Origin of the sequence: Kluyvera sp. NPDC087067, from assembly GCF_044745165.1 — a bacterium.
GTDB lineage: Bacteria > Pseudomonadota > Gammaproteobacteria > Enterobacterales > Enterobacteriaceae > Kluyvera.
The window spans coordinates 189,785-212,596 of the sequence record NZ_JBIUZS010000007.1 but is presented as its reverse complement, the minus strand read 5'-3'; the positions used below and the strand labels follow the sequence as shown (position 1 = coordinate 212,596).

The 22,812-nt window shown below is 55.5% G+C and carries 19 protein-coding genes and 1 riboswitch; of the genes, 15 read left to right on the top strand and 4 right to left on the bottom strand.

Annotated elements, in window-relative coordinates; all coding sequences use genetic code 11:
- Positions 1–273 precede the first annotated feature (273 nt).
- From leuL to leuD, 5 genes are all read left to right on the top strand, one after another.
- Entirely contained in the window at positions 274–366 is a 93-nt protein-coding gene (gene leuL / locus ACIPDS_RS18055) for a leu operon leader peptide (protein WP_400738747.1), read from the top strand.
- Positions 367–455: 89 nt separating this feature from the next.
- Positions 456–2,027, top strand: coding sequence for a 2-isopropylmalate synthase (gene leuA / locus ACIPDS_RS18050; protein ID WP_166516343.1), 1,572 nt, complete (start codon positions 456–458; stop codon positions 2,025–2,027).
- Positions 2,027–3,118, top strand: a complete 1,092-nt coding sequence (leuB, locus tag ACIPDS_RS18045) for a 3-isopropylmalate dehydrogenase (protein ID WP_400738744.1) — start codon at positions 2,027–2,029, stop codon at positions 3,116–3,118. Before leuA ends, leuB begins: the two co-directional genes overlap by 1 nt.
- 2 nt (positions 3,119–3,120) lie before the next feature.
- The gene (leuC, locus tag ACIPDS_RS18040) at positions 3,121–4,521 is read left to right on the top strand and encodes a 3-isopropylmalate dehydratase large subunit (RefSeq protein WP_400738742.1); all 1,401 of its coding nucleotides are present in this window, start codon (positions 3,121–3,123) and stop codon (positions 4,519–4,521) included.
- 10 nt (positions 4,522–4,531) lie between these two features.
- Positions 4,532–5,137, top strand: coding sequence for a 3-isopropylmalate dehydratase small subunit (gene leuD / locus ACIPDS_RS18035; RefSeq protein ID WP_400738740.1), 606 nt, complete (start codon positions 4,532–4,534; stop codon positions 5,135–5,137).
- 106 nt (positions 5,138–5,243) lie between these two features.
- Here leuD and ACIPDS_RS18030 read toward each other — a convergent pair whose 3' ends face one another.
- Both ACIPDS_RS18030 and sgrT read right to left on the bottom strand, forming a co-directional pair.
- Complete coding sequence (locus ACIPDS_RS18030; protein WP_400738738.1) at positions 5,244–6,422, bottom strand: sugar efflux transporter; 1,179 nt, start codon at positions 6,420–6,422, stop codon at positions 5,244–5,246.
- Positions 6,423–6,509: 87 nt separating this feature from the next.
- On the bottom strand, positions 6,510–6,647 hold the full coding sequence (sgrT, locus tag ACIPDS_RS18025) for a glucose uptake inhibitor SgrT (RefSeq protein WP_166516348.1): 138 nt from the start codon (positions 6,645–6,647) through the stop codon (positions 6,510–6,512).
- A gap of 91 nt (positions 6,648–6,738) precedes the next feature.
- Between sgrT and sgrR the strand changes: the two genes are divergently transcribed.
- The 6 genes from sgrR (at position 6,739) to ACIPDS_RS17995 (ending at position 14,065) form a co-directional block, all read left to right on the top strand.
- Positions 6,739–8,394, top strand: coding sequence for an HTH-type transcriptional regulator SgrR (sgrR, locus tag ACIPDS_RS18020; protein ID WP_400738735.1), 1,656 nt, complete (start codon positions 6,739–6,741; stop codon positions 8,392–8,394).
- A 35-nt stretch (positions 8,395–8,429) separates the two neighbouring features.
- A riboswitch (TPP riboswitch) is annotated at positions 8,430–8,529 on the top strand.
- A gap of 29 nt (positions 8,530–8,558) precedes the next feature.
- Entirely contained in the window at positions 8,559–9,542 is a 984-nt protein-coding gene (thiB, locus tag ACIPDS_RS18015; protein ID WP_400738732.1) for a thiamine ABC transporter substrate binding subunit, read from the top strand.
- Positions 9,518–11,128: a thiamine/thiamine pyrophosphate ABC transporter permease ThiP gene (gene thiP / locus ACIPDS_RS18010; protein ID WP_400738729.1), complete on the top strand. Its 1,611-nt coding sequence runs from the start codon at positions 9,518–9,520 to the stop codon at positions 11,126–11,128. Before thiB ends, thiP begins: the two co-directional genes overlap by 25 nt.
- The gene (thiQ, locus tag ACIPDS_RS18005; RefSeq protein WP_400738726.1) at positions 11,112–11,810 is read left to right on the top strand and encodes a thiamine ABC transporter ATP-binding protein ThiQ; all 699 of its coding nucleotides are present in this window, start codon (positions 11,112–11,114) and stop codon (positions 11,808–11,810) included. Before thiP ends, thiQ begins: the two co-directional genes overlap by 17 nt.
- Positions 11,811–12,072: 262 nt before the next feature.
- A complete protein-coding gene (tssD, locus tag ACIPDS_RS18000; protein ID WP_400738724.1) occupies positions 12,073–13,815 on the top strand; it encodes a type VI secretion system tube protein TssD in 1,743 nt (580 codons plus the stop codon).
- A complete protein-coding gene (locus tag ACIPDS_RS17995) occupies positions 13,799–14,065 on the top strand; it encodes a bacteriocin immunity protein (protein ID WP_400738721.1) in 267 nt (88 codons plus the stop codon). Before tssD ends, ACIPDS_RS17995 begins: the two co-directional genes overlap by 17 nt.
- Before the next feature lie 94 nt (positions 14,066–14,159).
- Here the strand turns inward: ACIPDS_RS17995 and ACIPDS_RS17990 are convergent, their stop codons facing one another.
- Entirely contained in the window at positions 14,160–14,927 is a 768-nt protein-coding gene (locus ACIPDS_RS17990) for a DedA family protein (RefSeq protein ID WP_166516355.1), read from the bottom strand.
- A gap of 129 nt (positions 14,928–15,056) precedes the next feature.
- Positions 15,057–15,902: an arabinose operon transcriptional regulator AraC gene (araC, locus tag ACIPDS_RS17985; protein ID WP_400738718.1), complete on the bottom strand. Its 846-nt coding sequence runs from the start codon at positions 15,900–15,902 to the stop codon at positions 15,057–15,059.
- A 338-nt stretch (positions 15,903–16,240) separates the two neighbouring features.
- On the opposite strand from araC, the gene araB reads away from it, so the two are divergent.
- The 4 genes from araB (at position 16,241) to polB (ending at position 22,796) form a co-directional block, all read left to right on the top strand.
- Positions 16,241–17,947, top strand: a complete 1,707-nt coding sequence (araB, locus tag ACIPDS_RS17980; RefSeq protein WP_400738715.1) for a ribulokinase — start codon at positions 16,241–16,243, stop codon at positions 17,945–17,947.
- Between the two features lie 11 nt (positions 17,948–17,958).
- On the top strand, positions 17,959–19,461 hold the full coding sequence (gene araA / locus ACIPDS_RS17975) for an L-arabinose isomerase (protein ID WP_400738712.1): 1,503 nt from the start codon (positions 17,959–17,961) through the stop codon (positions 19,459–19,461).
- A 161-nt stretch (positions 19,462–19,622) separates the two neighbouring features.
- Positions 19,623–20,318, top strand: coding sequence for an L-ribulose-5-phosphate 4-epimerase (araD, locus tag ACIPDS_RS17970; protein ID WP_400738709.1), 696 nt, complete (start codon positions 19,623–19,625; stop codon positions 20,316–20,318).
- 120 nt (positions 20,319–20,438) lie between these two features.
- A complete protein-coding gene (gene polB / locus ACIPDS_RS17965) occupies positions 20,439–22,796 on the top strand; it encodes a DNA polymerase II (RefSeq protein WP_400738706.1) in 2,358 nt (785 codons plus the stop codon).
- Positions 22,797–22,812 lie beyond the last annotated feature (16 nt).

Genomic DNA, 22,812 nt, shown 5'->3' with positions numbered 1-22,812 from the left:
GACAAATTCATAATTATCATCAAGATAGCTATCTCCTTAAAGCATGGCTGATACGTGTTTGATTGCAATAGAACATGTTTAATTGCGACAAAATATGAAAATCATGAATTAATCCAAAAAATGATCCGCTATAAAATGAGACTTTCGTCAGCACAATTAGCTAATCCTACCGTTTCGTTAACGCCGGTAATTTCCCTGGTTTCTTCAGGCAGGGTTGACATCAGAAAGCATATCCAGTACCACTAATAGCATATCGAATGAATCTGGAGATTGATGACCATGTTCCGTACAACTCGCTTCAACGGCCTACTACTACTAAACGCCTCTTCTGTGCGCGGTAGGCTGGTGTGCGACGTTCTGCGTTAGTCATCATCAGTTAAACGAAAACCCGCGCCACTGCGCGGGTTTTTTTATGCTCGTAGCAAGGCGCCCCAAGTCAACCAAGGACCTAAACCATGAGCCAGCAAGTCATTATTTTTGATACGACCTTACGTGATGGGGAACAGGCATTACAGGCAAGCCTGAGCGTGAAAGAGAAGCTGCAGATTGCTTTTGCCCTCGAACGTATGGGCGTTGACGTGATGGAAGTCGGGTTTCCGGTCTCTTCACCGGGCGATTTCGAGTCGGTGCAGACTATCGCGCGCAATATTAAGAACAGCCGCGTTTGTGCTCTGGCGCGCTGCGTCGAGCAGGATATTGATGTCGCCGCCGAATCATTGAAGATTGCTGAAGCATTCCGAATTCATACTTTTATTGCGACCTCGCCAATGCACATCGCCACCAAGCTGCGCAGCACGCTGGAAGAAGTTATCGAACGCGCGGTGTATATGGTGAAACGCGCGCGTAACTATACCGACGATGTCGAATTCTCCTGTGAAGATGCGGGCCGTACGCCAATCGATCAGCTGTCTCGCGTGGTTGAAGCGGCAATCAACGCCGGTGCCACAACCATCAATATTCCAGATACCGTCGGCTATACCCTGCCATTTGAGTTCTCCAATATCATCACCGGCCTGTACGAACGCGTTCCAAACATCGATAAAGCGATTATCTCCGTTCACACCCACGACGATTTAGGCATGGCGGTCGGTAACTCCCTGGCCGCAGTCCACGCGGGTGCTCGTCAGGTTGAAGGCGCGATGAACGGCATCGGCGAACGCGCCGGTAACTGCTCGCTGGAAGAAGTAATCATGGCAATTAAAGTGCGCAAAGACATTATGAACGTGCATACCGCCATCAACCACAATGAAATCTGGCGCACCAGCCAGACCGTCAGCCAGATTTGCAACATGCCGATCCCCGCGAACAAAGCTATCGTGGGCACCGGTGCCTTCGCGCACTCTTCCGGCATTCACCAGGATGGCGTACTGAAGAATCGCGAAAACTACGAAATCATGACCCCGGAATCCATTGGCCTGAATCAGGTGCAATTGAACCTGACTTCTCGCTCCGGCCGCGCCGCCGTGAAGCACCGTATGGAAGAGATGGGTTACAAAGATACCGACTACAACATGGACCACCTGTACGACGCCTTCCTGAAACTGGCGGACAAAAAAGGTCAGGTCTTCGATTACGACCTGGAAGCGCTGGCGTTCATCAACAAACAGCAGGAAGAGCCTGAGCATTTCCGTCTGGACTACTTCAGCGTGCAGTCTGGTTCAAGCGACATCGCGACCGCGTCCGTGAAACTGGCCTGCGGTGAAGAAACCAAAGCCGAAGCCGCCAACGGTAACGGTCCGGTTGACGCGATTTACCAGGCGATTAACCGCATTACCGGCTACGACGTTGAGCTGGTGAAATACGACCTGAATGCCAAAGGCCAGGGTAAAGATGCGCTGGGCCAGGTGGATATCGTTGTCACCTACAACGGTCGTCGTTTCCACGGCGTCGGTCTGGCAACTGACATCGTCGAATCCTCCGCCAAAGCAATGGTGCACGTACTGAACAACATCTGGCGCGCCGCCGAAGTCGAAAAAGAATTGCAACGCAAGATTAAGAATAACGAGAACAATAAGGAAACCGTGTAATGTCGAAGAATTACCATATTGCTGTGTTACCGGGTGATGGTATTGGCCCGGAAGTCATGACACAGGCATTGAAAGTCCTGGAAGCCGTGCGTCAGCGTTTTGATATGCGTATTACCACCAGCCATTACGATGTTGGCGGCATCGCCATTGATAAGCACGGCGAGCCGTTACCGCAGGCCACCGTCGATGGCTGCGACCAGGCTGACGCGATCCTGTTCGGTTCCGTAGGCGGCCCGAAATGGGAAAACTTGCCGCCGAACCAGCAGCCAGAGCGCGGCGCGCTGCTGCCGCTGCGTAAACATTTCAAACTGTTCAGCAATCTGCGTCCGGCGAAGCTGTACCAAGGGCTGGAAGAGTTCTGCCCGCTGCGCGCCGATATCGCCGCTAACGGCTTCGATATTCTGTGCGTCCGTGAATTGACCGGCGGCATCTATTTCGGCCAGCCGAAAGGCCGTGAAGGCAGCGGCCAGCATGAGAAAGCGTTTGATACCGAGGTGTATCACCGTTTCGAGATCGAACGTATTGCACGTATTGCATTTGAGTCCGCGCGCAAACGTCGTCACAAAGTGACCTCAATCGACAAATCCAACGTGTTGCAGTCCTCCATTCTGTGGCGCGAAATCGTCAGCGAAATCAGCAAAGACTATGCCGACGTTGAACTGGCGCATATGTATATCGACAACGCCACCATGCAGCTGATTAAAGACCCGTCGCAGTTTGACGTGCTGCTGTGTTCCAACCTGTTCGGCGACATTCTTTCCGACGAATGCGCGATGATCACCGGTTCCATGGGGATGCTGCCGTCCGCCAGCCTGAACGAAGAAGGCTTTGGTCTGTACGAGCCGGCCGGTGGCTCAGCACCGGATATCGCTGGTAAAAATATCGCTAACCCGATTGCGCAAATCCTGTCGCTGGCGCTGCTGTTGCGCTACAGCCTGGATGCCAACGACGCCGCCACCGCTATTGAAGCCGCGATTAACCGCGCGCTGGAAGAAGGCGTACGAACCAGCGATTTAGCCCGCGGAAGCGCGGCAGTCAGTACCGATGAAATGGGCGATATTATTGCCCGCTATGTTGCCGAAGGGGTGTAATCATGGCGAAGACCTTATACGAAAAATTGTTTGAAGCGCACGTGGTTTATGAAGCGCCAAACGAAACGCCGTTGCTGTATATCGACCGCCACCTGGTGCATGAAGTCACCTCTCCACAGGCGTTTGACGGCCTGCGCGCGCACAAGCGTCCGGTACGTCAGCCGGGTAAAACCTTCGCCACCATGGATCACAACGTCTCCACGCAGACGAAAGACATCAATGCTTCCGGCGAGATGGCGCGTATCCAGATGCAGGAGCTGATTAAAAACTGCAACGAGTTCGGCGTCGAACTGTATGACCTGAACCACCCCTATCAGGGTATCGTCCACGTTATGGGGCCGGAACAGGGCGTCACCCTGCCGGGCATGACCATCGTCTGCGGCGACTCCCACACCGCGACCCACGGCGCGTTCGGCGCACTGGCGTTCGGTATCGGCACCTCAGAAGTGGAACATGTTCTGGCCACGCAGACCCTGAAGCAGGGCCGCGCCAAAACCATGAAAATTGAAGTCAACGGCAAAGCCGCCCCGGGGATCACCGCCAAAGATATCGTGCTGGCGATTATCGGTAAAACCGGCAGCGCGGGCGGCACCGGTCACGTAGTGGAGTTCTGCGGCCAGGCGATTCGCGACCTGACCATGGAAGGCCGTATGACCTTGTGCAACATGGCGATCGAACTGGGCGCGAAAGCGGGTCTGGTAGCGCCGGACGAAACCACCTTTAACTACGTGGAAGGCCGTCTGCATGCGCCAAAAGGCAAAGATTTCGACCAGGCCGTTGCCTACTGGAAAACCCTGAAAACCGACGATGACGCCACCTTTGACAGCGTCGTCACTCTGCAAGCGGAAGAGATTGCGCCGCAGGTCACCTGGGGAACGAATCCGGGTCAGGTGATTTCCGTCAATGACAATATTCCAGACCCGGCCTCCTTTAACGACCCGGTCGAACGCGCCAGCGCCGAGAAAGCGCTGGCCTACATGGGCCTGAAGCCGGGTATCCCACTGACCGATGTGGCTATTGATAAAGTGTTTATCGGTTCTTGCACCAACTCGCGTATTGAAGATTTACGCGCGGCGGCAGAAATTGCCAAAGGCCGTAAAGTAGCGGCTGGCGTGCAGGCGCTGGTCGTGCCAGGTTCTGGCCCGGTGAAAGCTCAGGCGGAAGCGGAAGGACTGGATAAGATCTTTATCGAAGCCGGTTTTGAATGGCGTCTGCCGGGCTGCTCTATGTGTCTGGCGATGAACAACGACCGCCTGAACCCGGGCGAGCGCTGCGCTTCCACCAGCAACCGTAACTTTGAAGGTCGTCAGGGGCGCGGTGGACGTACTCACCTGGTCAGCCCAGCAATGGCCGCAGCGGCCGCCGTTACCGGCCATTTCGCCGACATTCGTAGCATGAAATAAGGAAACCATCATGGCAGAGAAATTTACCCAACATACGGGACTGGTGGTACCGCTGGATGCCGCGAACGTCGATACCGATGCGATTATCCCGAAGCAGTTTTTGCAGAAAGTGACTCGTACCGGCTTTGGCGCGCACCTGTTTAACGACTGGCGCTTCCTCGATGATAAAGGCGAGCAGCCGAATCCTGAGTTTGTACTGAACTTCCCGGAGTACAAGGGCGCTTCTATCCTGCTGGCGCGCGAAAACTTTGGCTGTGGTTCTTCACGCGAGCACGCGCCGTGGGCGCTGACCGACTACGGTTTTAAAGTGGTTATCGCCCCGAGTTTCGCCGATATCTTCTACGGCAACAGCTTCAACAACCAGCTGCTGCCTGTCACCCTGAGCGATGCGCAGGTTGATGAGATGTTTGCGTTGGTCAAAGCCAACCCGGGGATTAAATTTGAAGTCGACCTGGAAGCACAGGTGGTTAAGGCGGGGGAGAAATCCTACAGCTTTAAAATTGATGACTTCCGTCGCCATTGCATGATTAACGGCCTGGATAGCATTGGCCTGACCTTGCAGCATGAAGAGGCGATTTCTGCTTACGAAAATAAGCAGCCGGCGTTTATGCAGTAATCTGTGACTCCGCTGCCTCCCCGGAGGCGGCGCGTTCGCGCCTTGTCCGGGCTACATTAAACGGTAGCCCGGCCGAGCGCAGCGACGCCGGGGAGGCTCTACTGCCCTAAACGTCCTTCACCCGCCCAGTCATCACCAGCGTCACCAGCGAAATCCCCGCAATCACCCAGTACACCGCGAAGTGACCAAAATTCTGCGCCAGCGCCCCCTGGATTATCCCGGCTAAAATCACCCCGGTTGAGATGCTATTGGTAAACAGCGTGGTCGCCGCCCCCGCTCGTCCCGGCATCAGATCCTGGAACCACAGCATGCCTATCCCGGCAACAATGCCGATAAACACCGCGTTAAACAGCTGTAATACCAACAGCGACGTATGGCTGTGGAAGAAAATCAGGCCAATATAGAACAGCACGCCCGCCGCTACCGCCGTCACCATCATCCGACGTTTGCCAAAGCGCTTCACGTAGTAGCCCGCGAGGATCATCGCCGGGATTTCAAGCCCCGCCGCGGTGCCCATCAGGATCCCCGCCAGACTGTCCGGCAGGCCGAGATCGCTACTGATCCACAGCGGCATATCAATGATATACATGGTGTTGCAGGTCCACATCAGCGTGGAGGCGATAAACAGCATACGCACGTTGCTGTCCTTCCAGCCACTTAGCGGAAGCTGCACGGTGTCGGCAGGCTGCTCAACCCGCGCCACCGAAGGCAGCGTCAAGGCGATTAGCGCAAGGCTGATGGCAAAGATGACCGCGGCAATCGAGAACATGGCGGTAAAACCGTAGTTCAGCGCCAGCATAAAGGCCAGCGGCGGGCCAATCACCCACGCCAGCGATAATTGTGCACGCATCACCGAGCTAAACATCACCACTTCACGCGCCGAGCTGTCGGCATACTCACGCGCCAGCGCGAACAGCTGCGGCATCGCGGCGTTAGCGATGGAAGCCAGCAGCACGCCACAAGTTATCAGGGTCAGATAATGACGATTGAAGGCAAACAGCAGCGCATTGCCTACCGCCATCAGGCAGCAGAACATAATCAGTTTACGACGATCGCCCCGGCTATCTGAGCGCTTAGCCAGCCCGAGGCTGACGACGATCCCCGCTATCGCATTGACGGTATAAAAAAGCCCCACCCAGAATGGCTGTACGCCCACTTCGCGGCTGAGATACAGGCTCAGCGTAGGCGCCTGTAGCGCCCCCGCGATGCCCATCATAAACGCCACCATCATAAAGGCGGCATACACACCGTTGAGACGTCGTCCCATCGTCATTAACCAGAGCATGTGAAATCCTTTGTGCACGCGAAAGAATAAAAAAAGCCAGCAGATAATACCTGCTGGCAAATACTCAGTCACACATGATTAGGCGAATTAATGTTCAGAGGTCGGTTTCGTCACTTCCCATTGCATCAGAAAGCTCAGCACTTCAAGTCGCTGTGCCGTTGCCTGACGGGCCAGCCAGGAAACATTCTTAGTAGCAGAGAAATATCGCTGGTAGAACTGATACATGGTGACCTCCCATCTCGCTTCATCGAATGCAATTATTGGCCTAATATAGGGATTAATAAATTGCTGAGTTTTTATCAGGAGTTCCCCTTTTATGTCTTCAGGTCGACTGCAACAACAATTCATCCGCTTATGGCAGTGCTGCGAAGGAAAATCGCAGGAAACCACGCTGAATAATCTGGCTGAATTACTGAGCTGTTCTCGTCGCCATATGCGGACGCTGTTGAACACCATGGAGGCGCGCGGGTGGCTGACCTGGGAGGCGGAAGTCGGGCGCGGCAAGCGATCCAAGCTCACCTTCCTCTATACCGGTCTTGCGTTGCAGCAACAACGGGCGGAGGATCTGCTGGAGCAAGACAGGATCGATCAGCTGGTGCAATTAGTGGGCGATAAGGCCGCGGTGCGCCAGATGCTGGTGTCGCATCTAGGCCGCAGTTTCCGTCAAGGGCGGCATATTTTGCGCGTGCTTTATTACCGTCCGATGCACAATTTACTGCCAGGAACCGCTCTGCGCCGCTCTGAAACCCACATCGCCCGACAAATATTCAGCGCATTAACGCGGGTAAATGAGGAAAATGGGGAACTGGAAGCCGATATTGCGCACCATTGGCAGGCAATTTCCCCATTACACTGGCGTTTTTACCTGCGCCCCGGCATTCATTTCCATCACGGGCGTGAATTGGAAATGGAAGACGTCATCACCTCACTGCACCGCAGCATGACGCTCCCGCTGTTTTCTAATATTTCGCGCATCGACTCCCCTACCGCCTGGACGCTGGATGTCCATCTTGCGCAGCCCGATCGCTGGCTGCCGCTGCTGTTAGGCCAGGTTTCTGCGATGATCCTGCCGCGCGAGTGGCAGTCGCTGCCCGACTTTTCGCGTATGCCGGTCGGCACCGGCCCGTATGCGGTGGCGCGTAACAACCAAAATCAGCTGAAGATCCTCGCCTTTGACGACTACTTTGGTTTCCGGGCGCTCATTGACGAGGTGAACGTTTGGGTATTGCCGGAAATCAGCGAGGAACCCAACGGTGGTTTGACGCTGGAGGGCACCACCCAGAGCGAAAAAGCGGTCGAAAGCCGCCTTGAAGAAGGTTGCTACTATTTACTGTTCGACGCCCGCAGCCCGCTTGGCAACAATCCGGCGGTACGCCAGTGGCTGAGCCACATCTTCCATCCTAACAATCTTCTGTACCACGCGGGCGAGCAACACCAAAGCCATTGGTTCCCGGCTTACGGCCTGCTGCCGCGCTGGCACCATGCCCGCAGCCGCGCCTGTGAAAAACCGGCAGGATTAGAATCGGTAACGCTGACCTATTACCGCGAACACGTAGAGCATCGGACGATTGGCCTCATTATGGAATCCCTGCTGGCAGCGCATCAGGTGAAATTAAATATCCGGGAAGTGGAGTATGAGGAGTGGCATCAGGGCGAGGTGGTCAGCGATATCTGGCTTAATAGCGCCAACTTTACGCTGCCGCTGGATTTTTCGCTGTTTGCCTTTTTGTATGAAGTGCCGCTTATCCGCCACTGTATTCCTCTCGACTGGGAACAGGATGCCGAGCGCTGGCGCGCCGACGACCTCCCGCAGGCCGACTGGTGCCAGCAGCTTTTAGCGAATCAGTGCGTGGTGCCGCTCATTCACCACTGGCTGATGCTACAAGGTCAGCGCAGTATGCGCGGCGTGCGAATGAATACTTTAGGCTGGTTCGACTTTAAATCCGCATGGTTTGCGCCGCCGGATTCATAAGGCTTTTGATTTATTCACGTAATCATTACAATGTGGCGTTCTCAACGGGGTGCTGCGCCGAGTGCGCACGCTGAGATATACCCGTCGAACCTGATCCGGATAATCCCGGCGAAGGGATTTGAGGCTGACTCAAAATCCTTTGCCACCATGAATAAAGGTGCAAAGTGCTTAAAAAATTACTCCCCTTGCTGGCGCTCATTGCCGTGCCAGCATTCGCTAAACCCGTCCTCACGGTCTACACCTACGATTCTTTCGCCGCTGATTGGGGACCTGGGCCTGCGGTCAAGAAAGCGTTTGAAGCCGACTGTCAGTGCGAGCTGAAATTTGTGGCGCTGGAAGACGGTGTATCGCTGTTAAACCGTCTGCGTATGGAAGGCAAAAACAGTAAAGCCGACGTGGTATTGGGGCTGGATAACAACCTCCTGCAGGCAGCAACCGATACCAAACTGTTTGCCAAAAGCAATGTGCCCACAACCGCCGTCAGCATTCCGGGTGGCTGGAATAACGACACCTTCGTTCCATTCGACTACGGCTACTTCGCTTTCGTCTACGATAAAAACAAACTCAAGAATCCGCCAAAAAGCCTGAAAGAACTGGTGGAAAGCGACCAGAAATGGCGCGTTATCTATCAGGATCCCCGCACCAGTACGCCGGGTTTAGGCCTGCTGCTGTGGATGCAGAAAATCTATGGCGATAAAGCGCCAGAAGCCTGGCAGAAACTGGCGGCTAAAACCGTCACCGTGACCAAAGGCTGGAGCGAAGCCTACGGCCTGTTCCTGAAGGGGGAAAGCGATCTGGTGCTAAGCTACACCACCTCGCCGGCCTACCACATTATCGAAGAGAAGAAAGATAACTACGCCGCGGCGGCCTTTACGGAAGGCCATTATCTGCAGGTGGAAGTGGCGGCAAAAACCGCAGCCAGTAAGCAGCAGAAACTGGCGGATCAATTCCTGAACTTTATGGTTTCTCCTGCCTTCCAGAAGGCGATCCCAACCGGCAACTGGATGTATCCGGTGACGCAAGTTGCGCTGCCAGAAGGCTTTAACACCCTGGTGAAACCGCAAACTGCCCTGCAATTTACGCCGCAGCAGGTAGCGACCGAACGTCAAAACTGGATTAACGCATGGCTCCGCGCCGCCAGCCGCTAATTCCCCACTGGCTCTATCCCGGGCTTGCGGCCACCACGCTGATGGTGGCCGTCGCTCTGGCGGCATTTTTGTCGCTGTGGTTTAACGCCCCGGAAGCCTCATGGTCGACGCTGCTTGCCGACAGCTACCTGTGGCACGTGGTGCGCTTCTCCTTCTGGCAGGCGTTTCTTTCGGCATTGTTGTCCGTCATTCCTGCAATTTTCCTTGCCCGCGCGCTCTATCGCCGACGCTTCCCCGGCCGGCAGCTGTTGCTACGACTGTGCGCCATGACGCTCATTTTGCCGGTGCTGGTCGCCGTGTTCGGTATTCTGAGCGTTTACGGTCGTCAGGGCTGGCTGGCGCAGCTTTGCGCCTGGTTTGGCTGGCAGTGGCATTTCTCCCCCTACGGCCTGCAAGGGATCCTGCTGGCGCACGTGTTCTTTAATATGCCGATGGCAACCCGTCTGCTGCTACAGGCGCTGGAACAAGTTCCCGGCGAACAGCGCCAGCTTGCCGCGCAGCTTGGCATGCGCGGCTATCCGTTCTTTCGTCTGGTGGAATGGCCATGGCTGCGGCGACAAATATTACCCATCGCGACGCTTATCTTTATGCTTTGTTTCGCCAGCTTCGCCACCGTACTCTCGCTGGGCGGCGGGCCGTCTGCCACCACCATCGAACTGGCTATCTACCAGGCGCTGAACTTTGACTACGACCCGGCGCGGGCGGCAATGCTGGCCATGATTCAAATGACCTGCTGTCTGTCGCTGGTGCTATTAAGTCAGCGCCTAAGCCGGGCGATTGCCATTGGCAACGCTCAGGTTCATGGCTGGCGTGACCCGGACGATCGCTGGCACAGCCGAATAGCCGACACGCTGCTGATTATGCTGACGCTCCTGTTATTGCTGCCGCCGCTTTTGGCGGTGATAGTCGACGGCATCAATCCTTCAATGTTCGAGGTGCTCGAGCAGCCGATATTATGGCAGGCGCTTATCACCTCTGTGCGTATTGCCCTCGCCGCCGGCCTGCTGTGCGTGATATTGACGATGATGCTGCTGTGGAGCAGTCGCGAGCTGCGGGCGCGTAACCGCCCGCTGACCGGCCAGGCGATGGAGCTAAGCGGCATGTTGATTCTGGCGATGCCCGGAATAGTGCTGGCGACCGGCTTCTTCCTGCTGCTCAATAACACCGTCGGCCTGCCCGACTCCGCCGATGGCATTGTGATTTTCACCAATGCGCTGATGGCGGTGCCGTATGCCCTCAAAGTGCTGGAAACTCCGATGCGCGACATTACCGCCCGTTACAGTATTCTGTGCGAATCACTGGGTATTTCCGGCCTCAACCGACTGCGGGTGGTGGAACTTCGCGCGCTCAAACGCCCGCTGGCCCAGGCGCTGGCGTTTGCCTGCGTTCTGTCGATTGGTGATTTTGGCGTAGTGGCGCTGTTTGGCAATGATGAGTTCCGCACCCTGCCGTTTTATCTCTATCAGCAAATTGGCGCCTACCGCAGCGAGGACGGCGCGGTGACGGCGCTGATTTTGCTGCTGCTGTGCTTCCTGCTCTTTACCGTTATCGAGAAGTTACCCGGACGCCATGCTAAAACTCAATGATATCACCTGGCTGTATCAGCATTTACCGATGCGCTTTACCACCTCTATCGCTCAGGGTGAGAAAGTGGCGATCCTCGGCCCCAGCGGTGCGGGGAAATCGACGCTACTCAACCTGATCGCCGGTTTCCTGCCGCCTGCCAGCGGCACGCTGATGCTGGAAGGGCGGGAGCATACCCACACGCCGCCATCGCAGCGGCCGGTGTCGATGCTGTTTCAGGAAAATAATCTCTTTAGTCATCTGACGGTGCGGCAGAATATTGGTCTGGGAATGAGTCCACGCCTGAAACTCAACGCCGAACAGCAGCGCAAGCTTGCGGTCATTGCCGAGCAGATGGGCATTGAAACGATGCTGGACAGGTTGCCCGGCGAGCTTTCCGGCGGGCAGCGTCAACGCGCAGCGCTGGCACGCTGTCTGGTGCGCGAGCAGCCCGTCCTGCTGCTGGATGAACCGTTTTCGGCGCTCGATCCAGCATTGCGTCAGGAGATGCTCCAGCTGGTCGACGATGTCTGTCAGCGCCAGCAACTGACGTTGCTGATGGTGTCGCATAGCGTTGAAGATGCCGCGCGCATCGCAACCCGGGCGATGGTCGTCGCCGACGGGCGTATCGCCTGGGATGGTGATACGCAGGAATTGTTAAGCGGCCGTGCCAGCGCGTCTGCGCTGTTAGGCATTCGCGGGTGATGTTGTGCCGGATGGCGATGCTAGCGCATCTTATCCGGCCTACGCGAAGCAATCACCCCAGTGTAGGCCGGATAAGCGCAGCGCCATCCGGCAGTAAATATTCATATTAAATATACCCACTTCATTATTTCCCATCCAGCTTCTATATATCCATCCAAAACACGAATCTCACTATTTCTGATAAAGCATCAATAGCTAATCAATTATTGACTCTTTCCTTTATCACCTGACCGCGCGGATATAATAACTAAGGTCGAATGGAATGAGTGACATTATTTACCTGCGGATTACAGGTGAAGAACAGGGCAGTATTTCTGCAGGCTGTGGAACCGAAGCGTCGGTAGGCAATCGCTGGCAGCGCGGGCATGAAGACGAAATATTTGCCTTTTCTCTCAGCCATACGCTCAGTAGCACAGGGGACAACGTTAATCTTCAGGGTCTGCGTTTTCAGAAATTAATCGATAAAAGCACGCCGCTATTTTGTAATGCCATCACTAATAACGAAAGGCTGTTTATTGAAATTGATTTGTGGCGGATAAATCAAACCGGCAGATGGGAGCGCTATTATTACATTGAACTGAGAAATGCTTCGGTAAGCGATATTCGCACACGGGTGACGCCTGACGATCTGCCGACCGAAAATATTACACTGATTTATGACTATATTCTGTGCAAGCACCTGATTGCCAATACGGCGTTCGACTATCTGGCGCTTCCCGCAGAATATAATCATCTGTTTATACCGCGTAGCACCCAGCCGCCTGCGCCCCCGAAACCTGCACCGGTAAAACCGCCTTCTCCTCCTGCGCCAAAAATCACCCCGGTTTATGCCAAATCCTGCCTGAAAGAGAAAGGGTGCACGGATGCCGGAAGCGCAGAAGAACCGGCAGAAAACTTCGGCCAGATGGCGATATTTGCCCAGCCGGTGGTTGATGACTGCTGCGGCTACGCGCCGCCTGCAGAAGCCTCAGCCGCCCCACTGGCACTGGGTGCACTGACGCAGGTATCGGGCGAATGGTCGCTCAGCGGTGCTCTGGGCGCTGCCAGAGCGATACCCTGGATTGGCGCGCTGGCCTCCGCTTTGTATGTTCCTTCTGCAGGAAAAGGTAGCGACCGCGTACCCGGACGCGATGAGTTCTGGTATGAGGAAGAACTGCGGAAAAAAGCGCTGGCAGGAGGCACCGCCACCACCCGCGTCCGCTTCTTCTGGGGAACGGATATTCACGGGAAACCGCAGGTTTACGGCGTGCATACCGGTGAAGGTACGCCGTATGAAAACGTGCGCGTCGCCAATATGCAATGGAACACCGACGCTCAGCGCTACGAATTTACCCCCGCCCACGGCGCAGACGAGCCGCTGATTACCTGGACGCCGGGGAAACCGCAGACCGGAGATGTACCGGCCCATACGGGCAGCAATATTCCCCCTATCGACCAGCCGACGATTCTGGTGAATCCGATCCCGGAAGGCCAGGGTGAATACACTACGCCGCCGCTCCCGGTGCCGGATGTCGCCGATTTTAATGATTATATTCTGGTGTTTCCGGCGGATTCCGGGATTCAGCCGATTTATGTTTATCTCAAGACAGCAAGGGATGAACCCGGTACGGCAACGGGGAATGGCGAAATATTGCCTGATAATAGCCGCTGGCTGGAAACAGCAAACTCGGGACTTGGGGCCCCGATACCCGTGCAGGTTGCAGATAAATTGCATGGACAACAATTTTCAAGTTTCAATTCATTCAGGAGAAAACTATGGAAAACAGTTGCAGCAACTCCAGAGCTGGCAATGGAATTTAGCCAAACAAATATTGACCGAATGAACGTAGGTAAAGCACCTCAAGTAAAAAGAATTGATAGAGTGGGTAGAAGAAAATCCTATGAAATTCATCATATCAATGAAATTTCAAGCGGTGGTGAGGTATATAGTTTAGATAACTTGCGTGTAACTTCGCCCAAAAACCACATTGACTTACATAGGCAAAAAAATGCATCTCAAGAATAATATTACTGATTACACTGAAAGTGAATTCCTTTCATTCATTCAAGAAATATTTATAGAAAATACGGCTGAAACAGATGAGCGATTGGATCCATTACTTGAGCATTTCGAAACAATTAGTGGACACCCCCATGGTACAGATCTCATTTACTATCCATCGGGCGAAGAAGAAGGAACGCCCGAGGGGATTATGAATGAGATCAAAAAGTGGCGAAGATCCCAAGGGCTCCCCTTATTCAAGGATTCCGAATAAAAATAACCAACAAATCTCGTACAGATAGAAACTGTCAGCAATCACAACACTTCAAATTGCTGACAGAACCTGTATAGATATTGCCGAATGGAACCTACAGCCCCACCACCTTGCGTAAAATCCCAACATACACTGGCATCAGCGGGTGACGAATCACGCTCACCAGCGCTACCACCGCCACGCCCATCACCAGCGGGGCCAGCCACAGCAGGCGTTGACGAGGCAGCAGCGCGGTCAAACGATCGTGGTTCTCTTTAGCACTACGCCACAGACGCCAGCACAGCCATCCCGCGACCCATAGTAATAGCGCAGCGGCCAGCAGCAGCCACTTAAAGCTGGCGCTGTTTTCATCCGCCGGAATATCAATCGCCGCGCCGGCAAGGATCCCCGGCAGGAAATACAGCGGCGGCCACAGCACACAGCCAATAATATTGGGCGTTATAAATTTGGCGATGGGCAGGTCAAGCATTCCCGCCACCATCGGCACCAGCGGGCGCGTCGGGCCGACAAATCGGCCAACCAGAATGGTAAACATGCTGTGCTGATGCAGCGCGTGCTCGGTTTTATCCAGCAGCGCGCGGTTTTTCTTCATAAACGACCAGCGATGCAGCGGCCCTTTAAAGCGCCATCCCAGCCAGAAGGAGATCCAGTCGCCGAGCAGGCATCCGATAATGCCCACCAGCCACGCCTGCCAGAAATTCACCTCACCACTGCCAATAAGCGCGCCGAGGCCCGCCATCATCACGGTCCCCGGGAGAATCAGTCCCACCAGCGCCAGCGATTCGAGAAATGCCACCAACGCGACCGCAATCAGCGAATAGGTGGTGGATTGCGTAATAAAGTGTTCCAGCAGTTCTTGCATAGTGTGCCCGGTTGAAAAACGAAGCAGGGATTCTCCAGAGCGTCACCCACAACGTCAAGCCTTCAATTATCAGTAAAGTTTACTGGCAAACACCTAAGCCGACACACTGCATTTCCTTTTCTTTACTTATTATTCACATCCTGCGCGAAATTCACTCGGACTCGCGCCGGTACATTTTTTAAAAACGCGCGAAAAATAGAGCTGGTCTTCAAAGCCGACGTTGCGCCCTACGCTGGCGATCGGCATGCGCGTGGTGCTGAGCAGCAATTTTGCCTGGCTCATACGCTGATCTTCCCGCCAGCTAAGTACGCTGACGCCCAACTGTTGGCGAAAGAGATGCGATAGGCGTGATGGCGACAGACAAACGTGCTGAGCGACGCTTGCGATATCAAAGTGGCTGTCTGCCAGATGATCGCTGATGTACTGACAGGCGTCGCGCACCCGGTTGTCCATCGGCGGATGCAGCGATTCGTTAATCGCCTCCATGCGGCGCAGCAGCAGTTGCTCAAGCAGGTTAATCGCCAATAATTCCGAGTAGCGCCCCACGCCCTGCCCGGCATCGATAATCTTGCCGAACAAACTGGTGATCTCCGCCTGGTGCGCTTCATCCGGGCGATAAAAACCGGTTTGCCCCACGATGGTCGGCCAATGCAGCCATTCGTGCCAGTAAGCCCGAGGACGGAAGTAGACCCACTGGTGATACCACTCGCTGGCGTCGGGGTGACGGCCATAGTGGTGAATTTCTCCCGGCGGGAACAGCAGCATATCGCCCTGGCGGCAGACAAACTGTTTGCCCTGATTTTCAATGATCCCTTCGCCGCGCACGGTCATATTGAGAATAAAACCCTTCATGCCCAGCGGTCGGTCGATAAAGAAATCCAGATATCCTCCGGCTTCAATCGGCGTTAATCCCGCCACCAGATGAGCGTTAAACGAATAGCCGGGCAATAAGGGATCGTTTTGCATTTCAGCCATTTCTGCTCGTCCTCACTGTCATAAGAAGAAACCAATTATCCATATTCATCTTTTTTTCCTTATTGCCACCGCGCCGAATCAGCAACGGAACTGACAACGCAGTCAAGCCCGTTATTTCAAGGCACTTAGAGAATTAGCTTAGGAATTCCCTACGCTCAGGGTAACAACTGAAGTGTCTATAAAGACGGCAGGAAAGTCCACATTGAATATTTGCACGGCGTCACACTTTCACAGGTCACAGCAATATTGTCCATAAGATTAGCGGTTCCCGCCTGACGGTTTTAACGAGAGATATCTACTGTTTCACTATCACGTTTTCTTTGAGATGGAGTAACACGATGGCAATCGCAATTGGCCTCGATTTTGGTAGTGACTCGGTACGCGCGCTGGCCGTAAATTGCGCGACGGGCGAAGAGATCGCTACCAGCGTTGAATGGTATCCACGCTGGCAGGAAGGGCGTTTCTGCGACGCGCCAAATAACCGCTTTCGCCACCACCCGCGCGACTATATCGAGTCGATGGAAGCGGCGCTGAAAAGCGTGCTGGCAGAACTCACAAGCGACCAACGTGCGGATGTCGTCGGTATTGGCGTCGACAGCACGGGCTCAACGCCTGCCCCGATTGATGCCGACGGCAACGTCCTGGCGTTAAAAGAAGAGTTCGCCAACAACCCCAATGCGATGTTCGTGCTGTGGAAAGACCACACCGCCGTTGAAGAAGCCGAAGCCATCACCCGCCTGTGTCATCAGCCGGGCAAAGAGGACTACTCCCGCTACATTGGCGGCATTTATTCCAGCGAATGGTTCTGGGCCAAAATTCTCCATGTCACCCGCGAAGACCGCGCGGTTGCCAACGCCGCCGTGTCGTGGATTGAGCTGTGCGACTGGGTTCCCGCGCTGCTTTCCGGCACCACTCGTCCGCAGGATATTCGCCGCGGTCGCTGTAGCGCCGGGCATAAATCCCTGTGGCACGATAGCTGGGGCGGCCTGCCTCCCGCGTCCTTCTTCGACGAACTGGATCCGATTCTCAATCAGCATCTATCATACCCGATGTTTAACGAAACCTGGACGGCAGATGTCCCTGTCGGCACGTTGACCACCGAATGGGCGGAGCGTCTGGGCCTGTCAACAAAGGTGGTGATTTCCGGCGGTGCGTTTGACTGCCATATGGGCGCGGTCGGCGCAGGCGCTCAGCCTAACGCGCTGGTGAAAGTCATTGGTACCTCCACCTGCGACATCCTGATTGCCGATAAAAATAGCGTCGGCAACCGCACGGTAAAAGGGATCTGCGGCCAGGTTGATGGCAGCGTGGTGCCGAACTTTATCGGTATGGAAGCCGGGCAATCGGCCTTTGGCGATATCTATGCCTGGTTTGGCCGCGTGCTCGGCTGGCCGCTGGAACAGCTTGCCGCCCAGCATCCTGAGCTGAAAGAGCAGATCAAAGCCAGCCAGAAACATCTGCTTCCGGCGCTGACCGAAGCGTGGGCGAATAATCCGTCGCTCGACCATCTGCCGGTGGTGCTCGATTGGTTTAACGGTCGCCGCACCCCTAACGCCAACCAGCGCTTAAAAGGCGTTATCACCGATTTAAATCTGGCCACCGACGCCCCGGCGCTGTTTGGTGGGCTGATTGCCGCCACCGCTTTCGGCGCACGCGCCATTATGGAGTGCTTCACCGAACAGGGCATTCCGGTGAATAACGTGATGGCGCTGGGCGGTATCGCCCGTAAAAACCGCGTCATCATGCAGGCTTGCAGCGACGTACTGAATCGTCCGCTACAGATTGTGGCCTCCGATCAGTGCTGCGCTTTAGGCGCCGCTATTTTTGCCGCCGTCGCCGCCCGCATCTATGCCGATATTCCGGCCGCGCAGCAGCAGATGGCCAGCCGCGTCGAACATACCCTACAGCCACGACCACACCAGGCTCAGCGCTTTGAAGAACTTTATCAGCGCTACCAGCAGTGGGCCGTGAGTGCCGAACACCATTATCTTCCCGCTGCTTCTGCGGAAAAAACCGCGACCTCCCCTGCGGCGTTGACTCATTAAAGGATACGACTATGACCGTTTTTGATAATTATGAAGTGTGGTTTGTCATTGGTAGCCAGCATCTGTACGGCGCAGAAACGCTGCGTCAGGTGACTCAAAACGCGCAGCACGTGGTAAACGCCTTAAATGCCGAAGCCAAACTGCCATGCAAACTGGTGCTAAAACCGCTGGGTACCCGCCCGGATGAAATTACCGCGATTTGCCGCGATGCGAACTACGACACCAAATGTGCCGGTCTGGTCGTCTGGCTGCACACCTTTTCGCCGGCGAAAATGTGGATCAACGGCCTGACGCAGTTGAATAAACCGCTGCTTCAGTTCCATACCCAGTTCAACGCCTCCCTGCCGTGGGACAGCATTGATATGGACTTTATGAACCTGAACCAGACCGCGCACGGCGGCCGCGAGTTCGGCTTCATCGGCGCGCGTATGCGTCAGCAGCACAGCGTGGTCACCGGCCACTGGCAGGATAAACGCGCCCAGGAACGCATCGGCGACTGGATGCGTCAGGCGGTGTCAAAACAGGATACGCGTCAGCTGAAAGTATGCCGCTTTGGCGACAACATGCGTGAAGTGGCCGTTACCGACGGCGATAAAGTGGCCGCACAGATTAAATTCGGCTTCTCGGTCAATACCTGGGCTGTGGGCGACCTGGTGCAGGTGGTTAACGCGGTAACCGAAGGCGAAATCAACGCGCTGGTTGATGAATATGAAAGCAGCTACCGCCTGTCGGCTGCGGCACAAATCCACGGCGATAAACGCCAGAATGTGCTGGATGCTGCACGTATTGAACTGGGGATGAAACGCTTCCTCGAAGAAGGCGGATTCCACGCTTTCACCACCACCTTTGAAGATTTGCATGGTTTGAAGCAGCTCCCGGGCCTCGCCGTGCAGCGCCTGATGCAGCAAGGCTACGGCTTTGCGGGCGAAGGCGACTGGAAAACTGCCGCCCTGCTTCGCATTATGAAAGTGATGTCGACCGGTCTACAGGGCGGCACCTCATTTATGGAAGACTATACCTACCACTTCGATGGCGGTAACGACCTGGTGCTTGGCTCGCACATGCTGGAAGTGTGCCCGTCTATCGCGGTAGAAGAGAAGCCGCTGCTGGACGTACAGCACTTAGGTATCGGCGGCAAGGCGGATCCGGCGCGTCTTATCTTTAACACCCAAACCGGGCCTGCGATCGTCGCCAGTATGATCGATCTGGGTGATCGCTATCGTCTGCTGGTCAATACCATTGAAACGGTAAAAACTCCGCACAACCTGCCGAAACTGCCGGTGGCTAACGCGCTATGGCAGGCACATCCGAATCTGGAAACCGCTTCAGAGGCGTGGATCATCGCCGGCGGCGCGCACCACACCGTGTTCAGCCACGCGCTGACGCTCGACGATATGCGCCAGTTCGCGGAGCTGCACGATATCGAAATCGCCGTTATCGACAACGATACCCGACTGCCAGCGTTTAAAGACGCGCTGCGCTGGAACGAGGTGTATTACGGGTCTAAACGCTAAGCCGCAGCCCCCTCACCCTAACCCTCTCCCCGTGGGGGAGAGGGGACCGTCCGAGCGCGTATTCCGCTTTTCTCCCTCTCCCTTTGGGAGAGGGCCGGGGTGAGGGAAATCCAGTATGTAGGCCGGATAAGCGAAGCGCCATCCGGCACACAGGAGTTTCCATGTTAGAAGATCTCAAACAACAGGTGCTGGACGCCAATCTGGCGCTCCCTGAACACCATCTGGTGACATTAACCTGGGGCAATGTCAGCGCCGTTGACCGCGAGCGCGGCGTACTGGTGATTAAACCGTCCGGCGTCGATTACAGCGTCATGACCGCCGACGACATGGTGGTGGTGAGCCTAGAAACCGGTGAAGTGGTTGAAGGCAAGAAGAAGCCTTCCTCGGACACCCCGACCCACCGTCTGCTGTATCAAGCGTTTCCCACGCTCGGCGGTATCGTCCACACCCACTCGCGTCATGCCACCATCTGGGCGCAGTCAGGCCAATCCATCCCGGCCACCGGCACCACTCACGCCGACTATTTCTACGGTGCCGTTCCCTGCACTCGTCTGATGACCGATGCGGAAATTAACGGCGAATATGAATGGGAAACCGGCGCGGTGATCGTCGAAACCTTCCGCGAGAAAGGCATCGACCCGGCGCAAATGCCCGGCGTACTGGTGCACTCCCACGGGCCTTTCGCCTGGGGTAAAAATGCGCAAGATGCGGTGCATAACGCCATCGTGCTGGAAGAAATTGCCTATATGGGCATCTTCTGCCGCCAGCTCGCGCCACAGTTGCCGGACATGCAGCAAACGCTGCTGGATAAACACTATCTGCGCAAGCACGGGGCAAAAGCGTATTACGGACAATAATCCCACCGTAGCCCGGCCAAGCGAAGCGCCGCCGGGATCCTCGATACCTGTATAAATCTCCAGCATCACATCGTAAACCAGGCTATAATCAAGCCTGGTTTTTTAATGATGAGAGCACGCGTGACGCAACCCCAAGCCGGTTTTCTTCTCACCCGCCACTGGCGGGATACCCCTCAGGGTACAGAACTCACCTTTTGGTTAGCGACCGACGACGGCCCGTTACAGGTCACGCTGCCGCCACAAGAGTCGGTGGCGTTTATCCCTGAGGCTCAACGCGCGCAGGTTGAGCGGCTGGTACACGGCGAAAACGGTCTGCGTCTGGCCCCTCTCACCTTAAAAGATTTTCATCGCCAACCGGTGTTCGGGCTGTATTGTCGCGCTCACCGCCAGCTGATGCGGCTAGAAAAGCTGCTGCGCGAGAACGGCATTACCGTTTATGAAGCCGATATCCGCCCGCCCGAGCGTTATCTGATGGAACGCTTTATCACCGCCCCGGTGTGGGTTGAGGGTGAGATGCGCGGCGGCGTGCTGCGCAACGCGCGCATGAAGCCCAACCCAGACTATCGCCCGCCGCTGAAATGGGTGTCGCTGGATATTGAAACCAGCCGCCACGGCGAGCTGTATTGCATCGGCCTTGAAGGCTGCGGTCAGCGCACCGTCTATATGCTGGGCTCTGCGCCAGACCAGCCGCCGCAGGTGGATTTCCATCTTGAATACGTTGCCAGTCGTCCCCTGCTGCTGGAAAAACTCAACGCCTGGTTTGCCGAACACGACCCGGACGTGCTGATCGGCTGGAACGTCGTGCAGTTTGATCTGCGCGTCCTGCAAAAAAGCGCTGAACGTTATCATGTCCCGCTGCGCCTGGGTCGCGGCGGCAGCGAGCTGGAATGGCGTGAGCACGGTTTTAAAAACGGCGTATTCTTTGCCCAGGCCACCGGACGGCTGATTATTGACGGTATCGATGCGTTAAAATCCGCGTTCTGGAGTTTTTCCTCCTTTTCCCTGGAAAACGTCTCGCGAGAGCTGCTTGGCGAAGGGAAAGCGATTGATAATCCATGGGACAGGATGGACGAAATTAACCGCCGTTTCGCTGAAGATAAACCCGCGTTAGCTACCTACAATCTCAAAGACTGCGAACTGGTGACGCGCATCTTCCATAAAACGGAAATCATGCCTTTCCTGCTCGAACGCGCCACGGTTAACGGCCTGGCCGTCGACCGGCACGGCGGCTCGGTGGCGGCCTTTGGTCATCTTTATCTTCCACGTATGCATCGGCTGGGCTACGTTGCTCCCAATCTTGGCGAGGTTCCGCCGCAGGCCAGCCCCGGCGGCTACGTCATGGACTCGCGCCCAGGCCTTTACGATTCCGTACTGGTGCTGGATTACAAAAGCCTGTACCCGTCGATCATTCGTTCATTCCTGATAGATCCGGTTGGCCTGATTGAAGGCATGGCGCATCCCGATAACCAACACAGCACCGAGGGATTCCTGGATGCCTGGTTCTCACGGGAAAAGCACTGTCTGCCGGGGATCGTCAGCCAAATCTGGCATGCGCGTGATGAAGCCAAACGCCAGCACAATAAGCCGCTGTCGCAAGCGTTAAAAATTATCATGAACGCCTTCTACGGCGTGCTGGGCACCAGCGCCTGCCGCTTTTTCGATCCGCGTTTAGCGTCGTCGATCACCATGCGCGGTCATGCGATCATGCGCCAGACCAAAGCGCTGATTGAATCTCAGGGTTATGACGTGATTTACGGCGACACCGACTCCACTTTCGTGTGGCTTAAGCGCGCCCACAGCGAGGAAGACGCCGCCGAAATTGGCCGTTCGCTGGTGGCCTTTGTGAACCAGTGGTGGGCCGACGAGCTACAAAAAAGCCATCTTACCAGCGCGCTGGAGCTGGAGTTCGAAACCCACTTTTGTCGCTTCCTGATGCCGACCATTCGCGGTGCCGATACCGGCAGTAAAAAGCGCTATGCCGGAATGATTCAGGAAGGTGATAAGCAGCGGATGCTCTACAAGGGGCTTGAAACGGTGCGTACCGACTGGACGCCGCTGGCGCAGCAGTTCCAGCAGGCGCTCTATTTACGCATCTTCCGCAACGAGCCTTACCGCGATTTTATTGTCGACACCATCGATAAACTGATGGCGGGTGAGCTGGACTCACAGCTGGTTTACCGTAAGCAGCTTCGCCGCCCGCTGGCGGAATATCAGCGTAATATCCCGCCGCACGTGCGCGCGGCTCGCCTGGCAGATGAACACAATGTGCGGTTAGGGCGTCCGCAGCAATATCAGCAGCGCGGTAGCATTCGCTACGTCTGGACCACCAATGGCCCGGAACCGCTGGCTTACCAGCAATCGCCGCTCGATTACAATCACTATCTGGATAAACAATTAGCCCCCGTCGCGGAAGGAATTCTCCCCTTTGTTGACGATGATTTTGCTACAATAGTGACAGGGCAACTGGGTCTATTTTGACAGGTGACTAACGTCG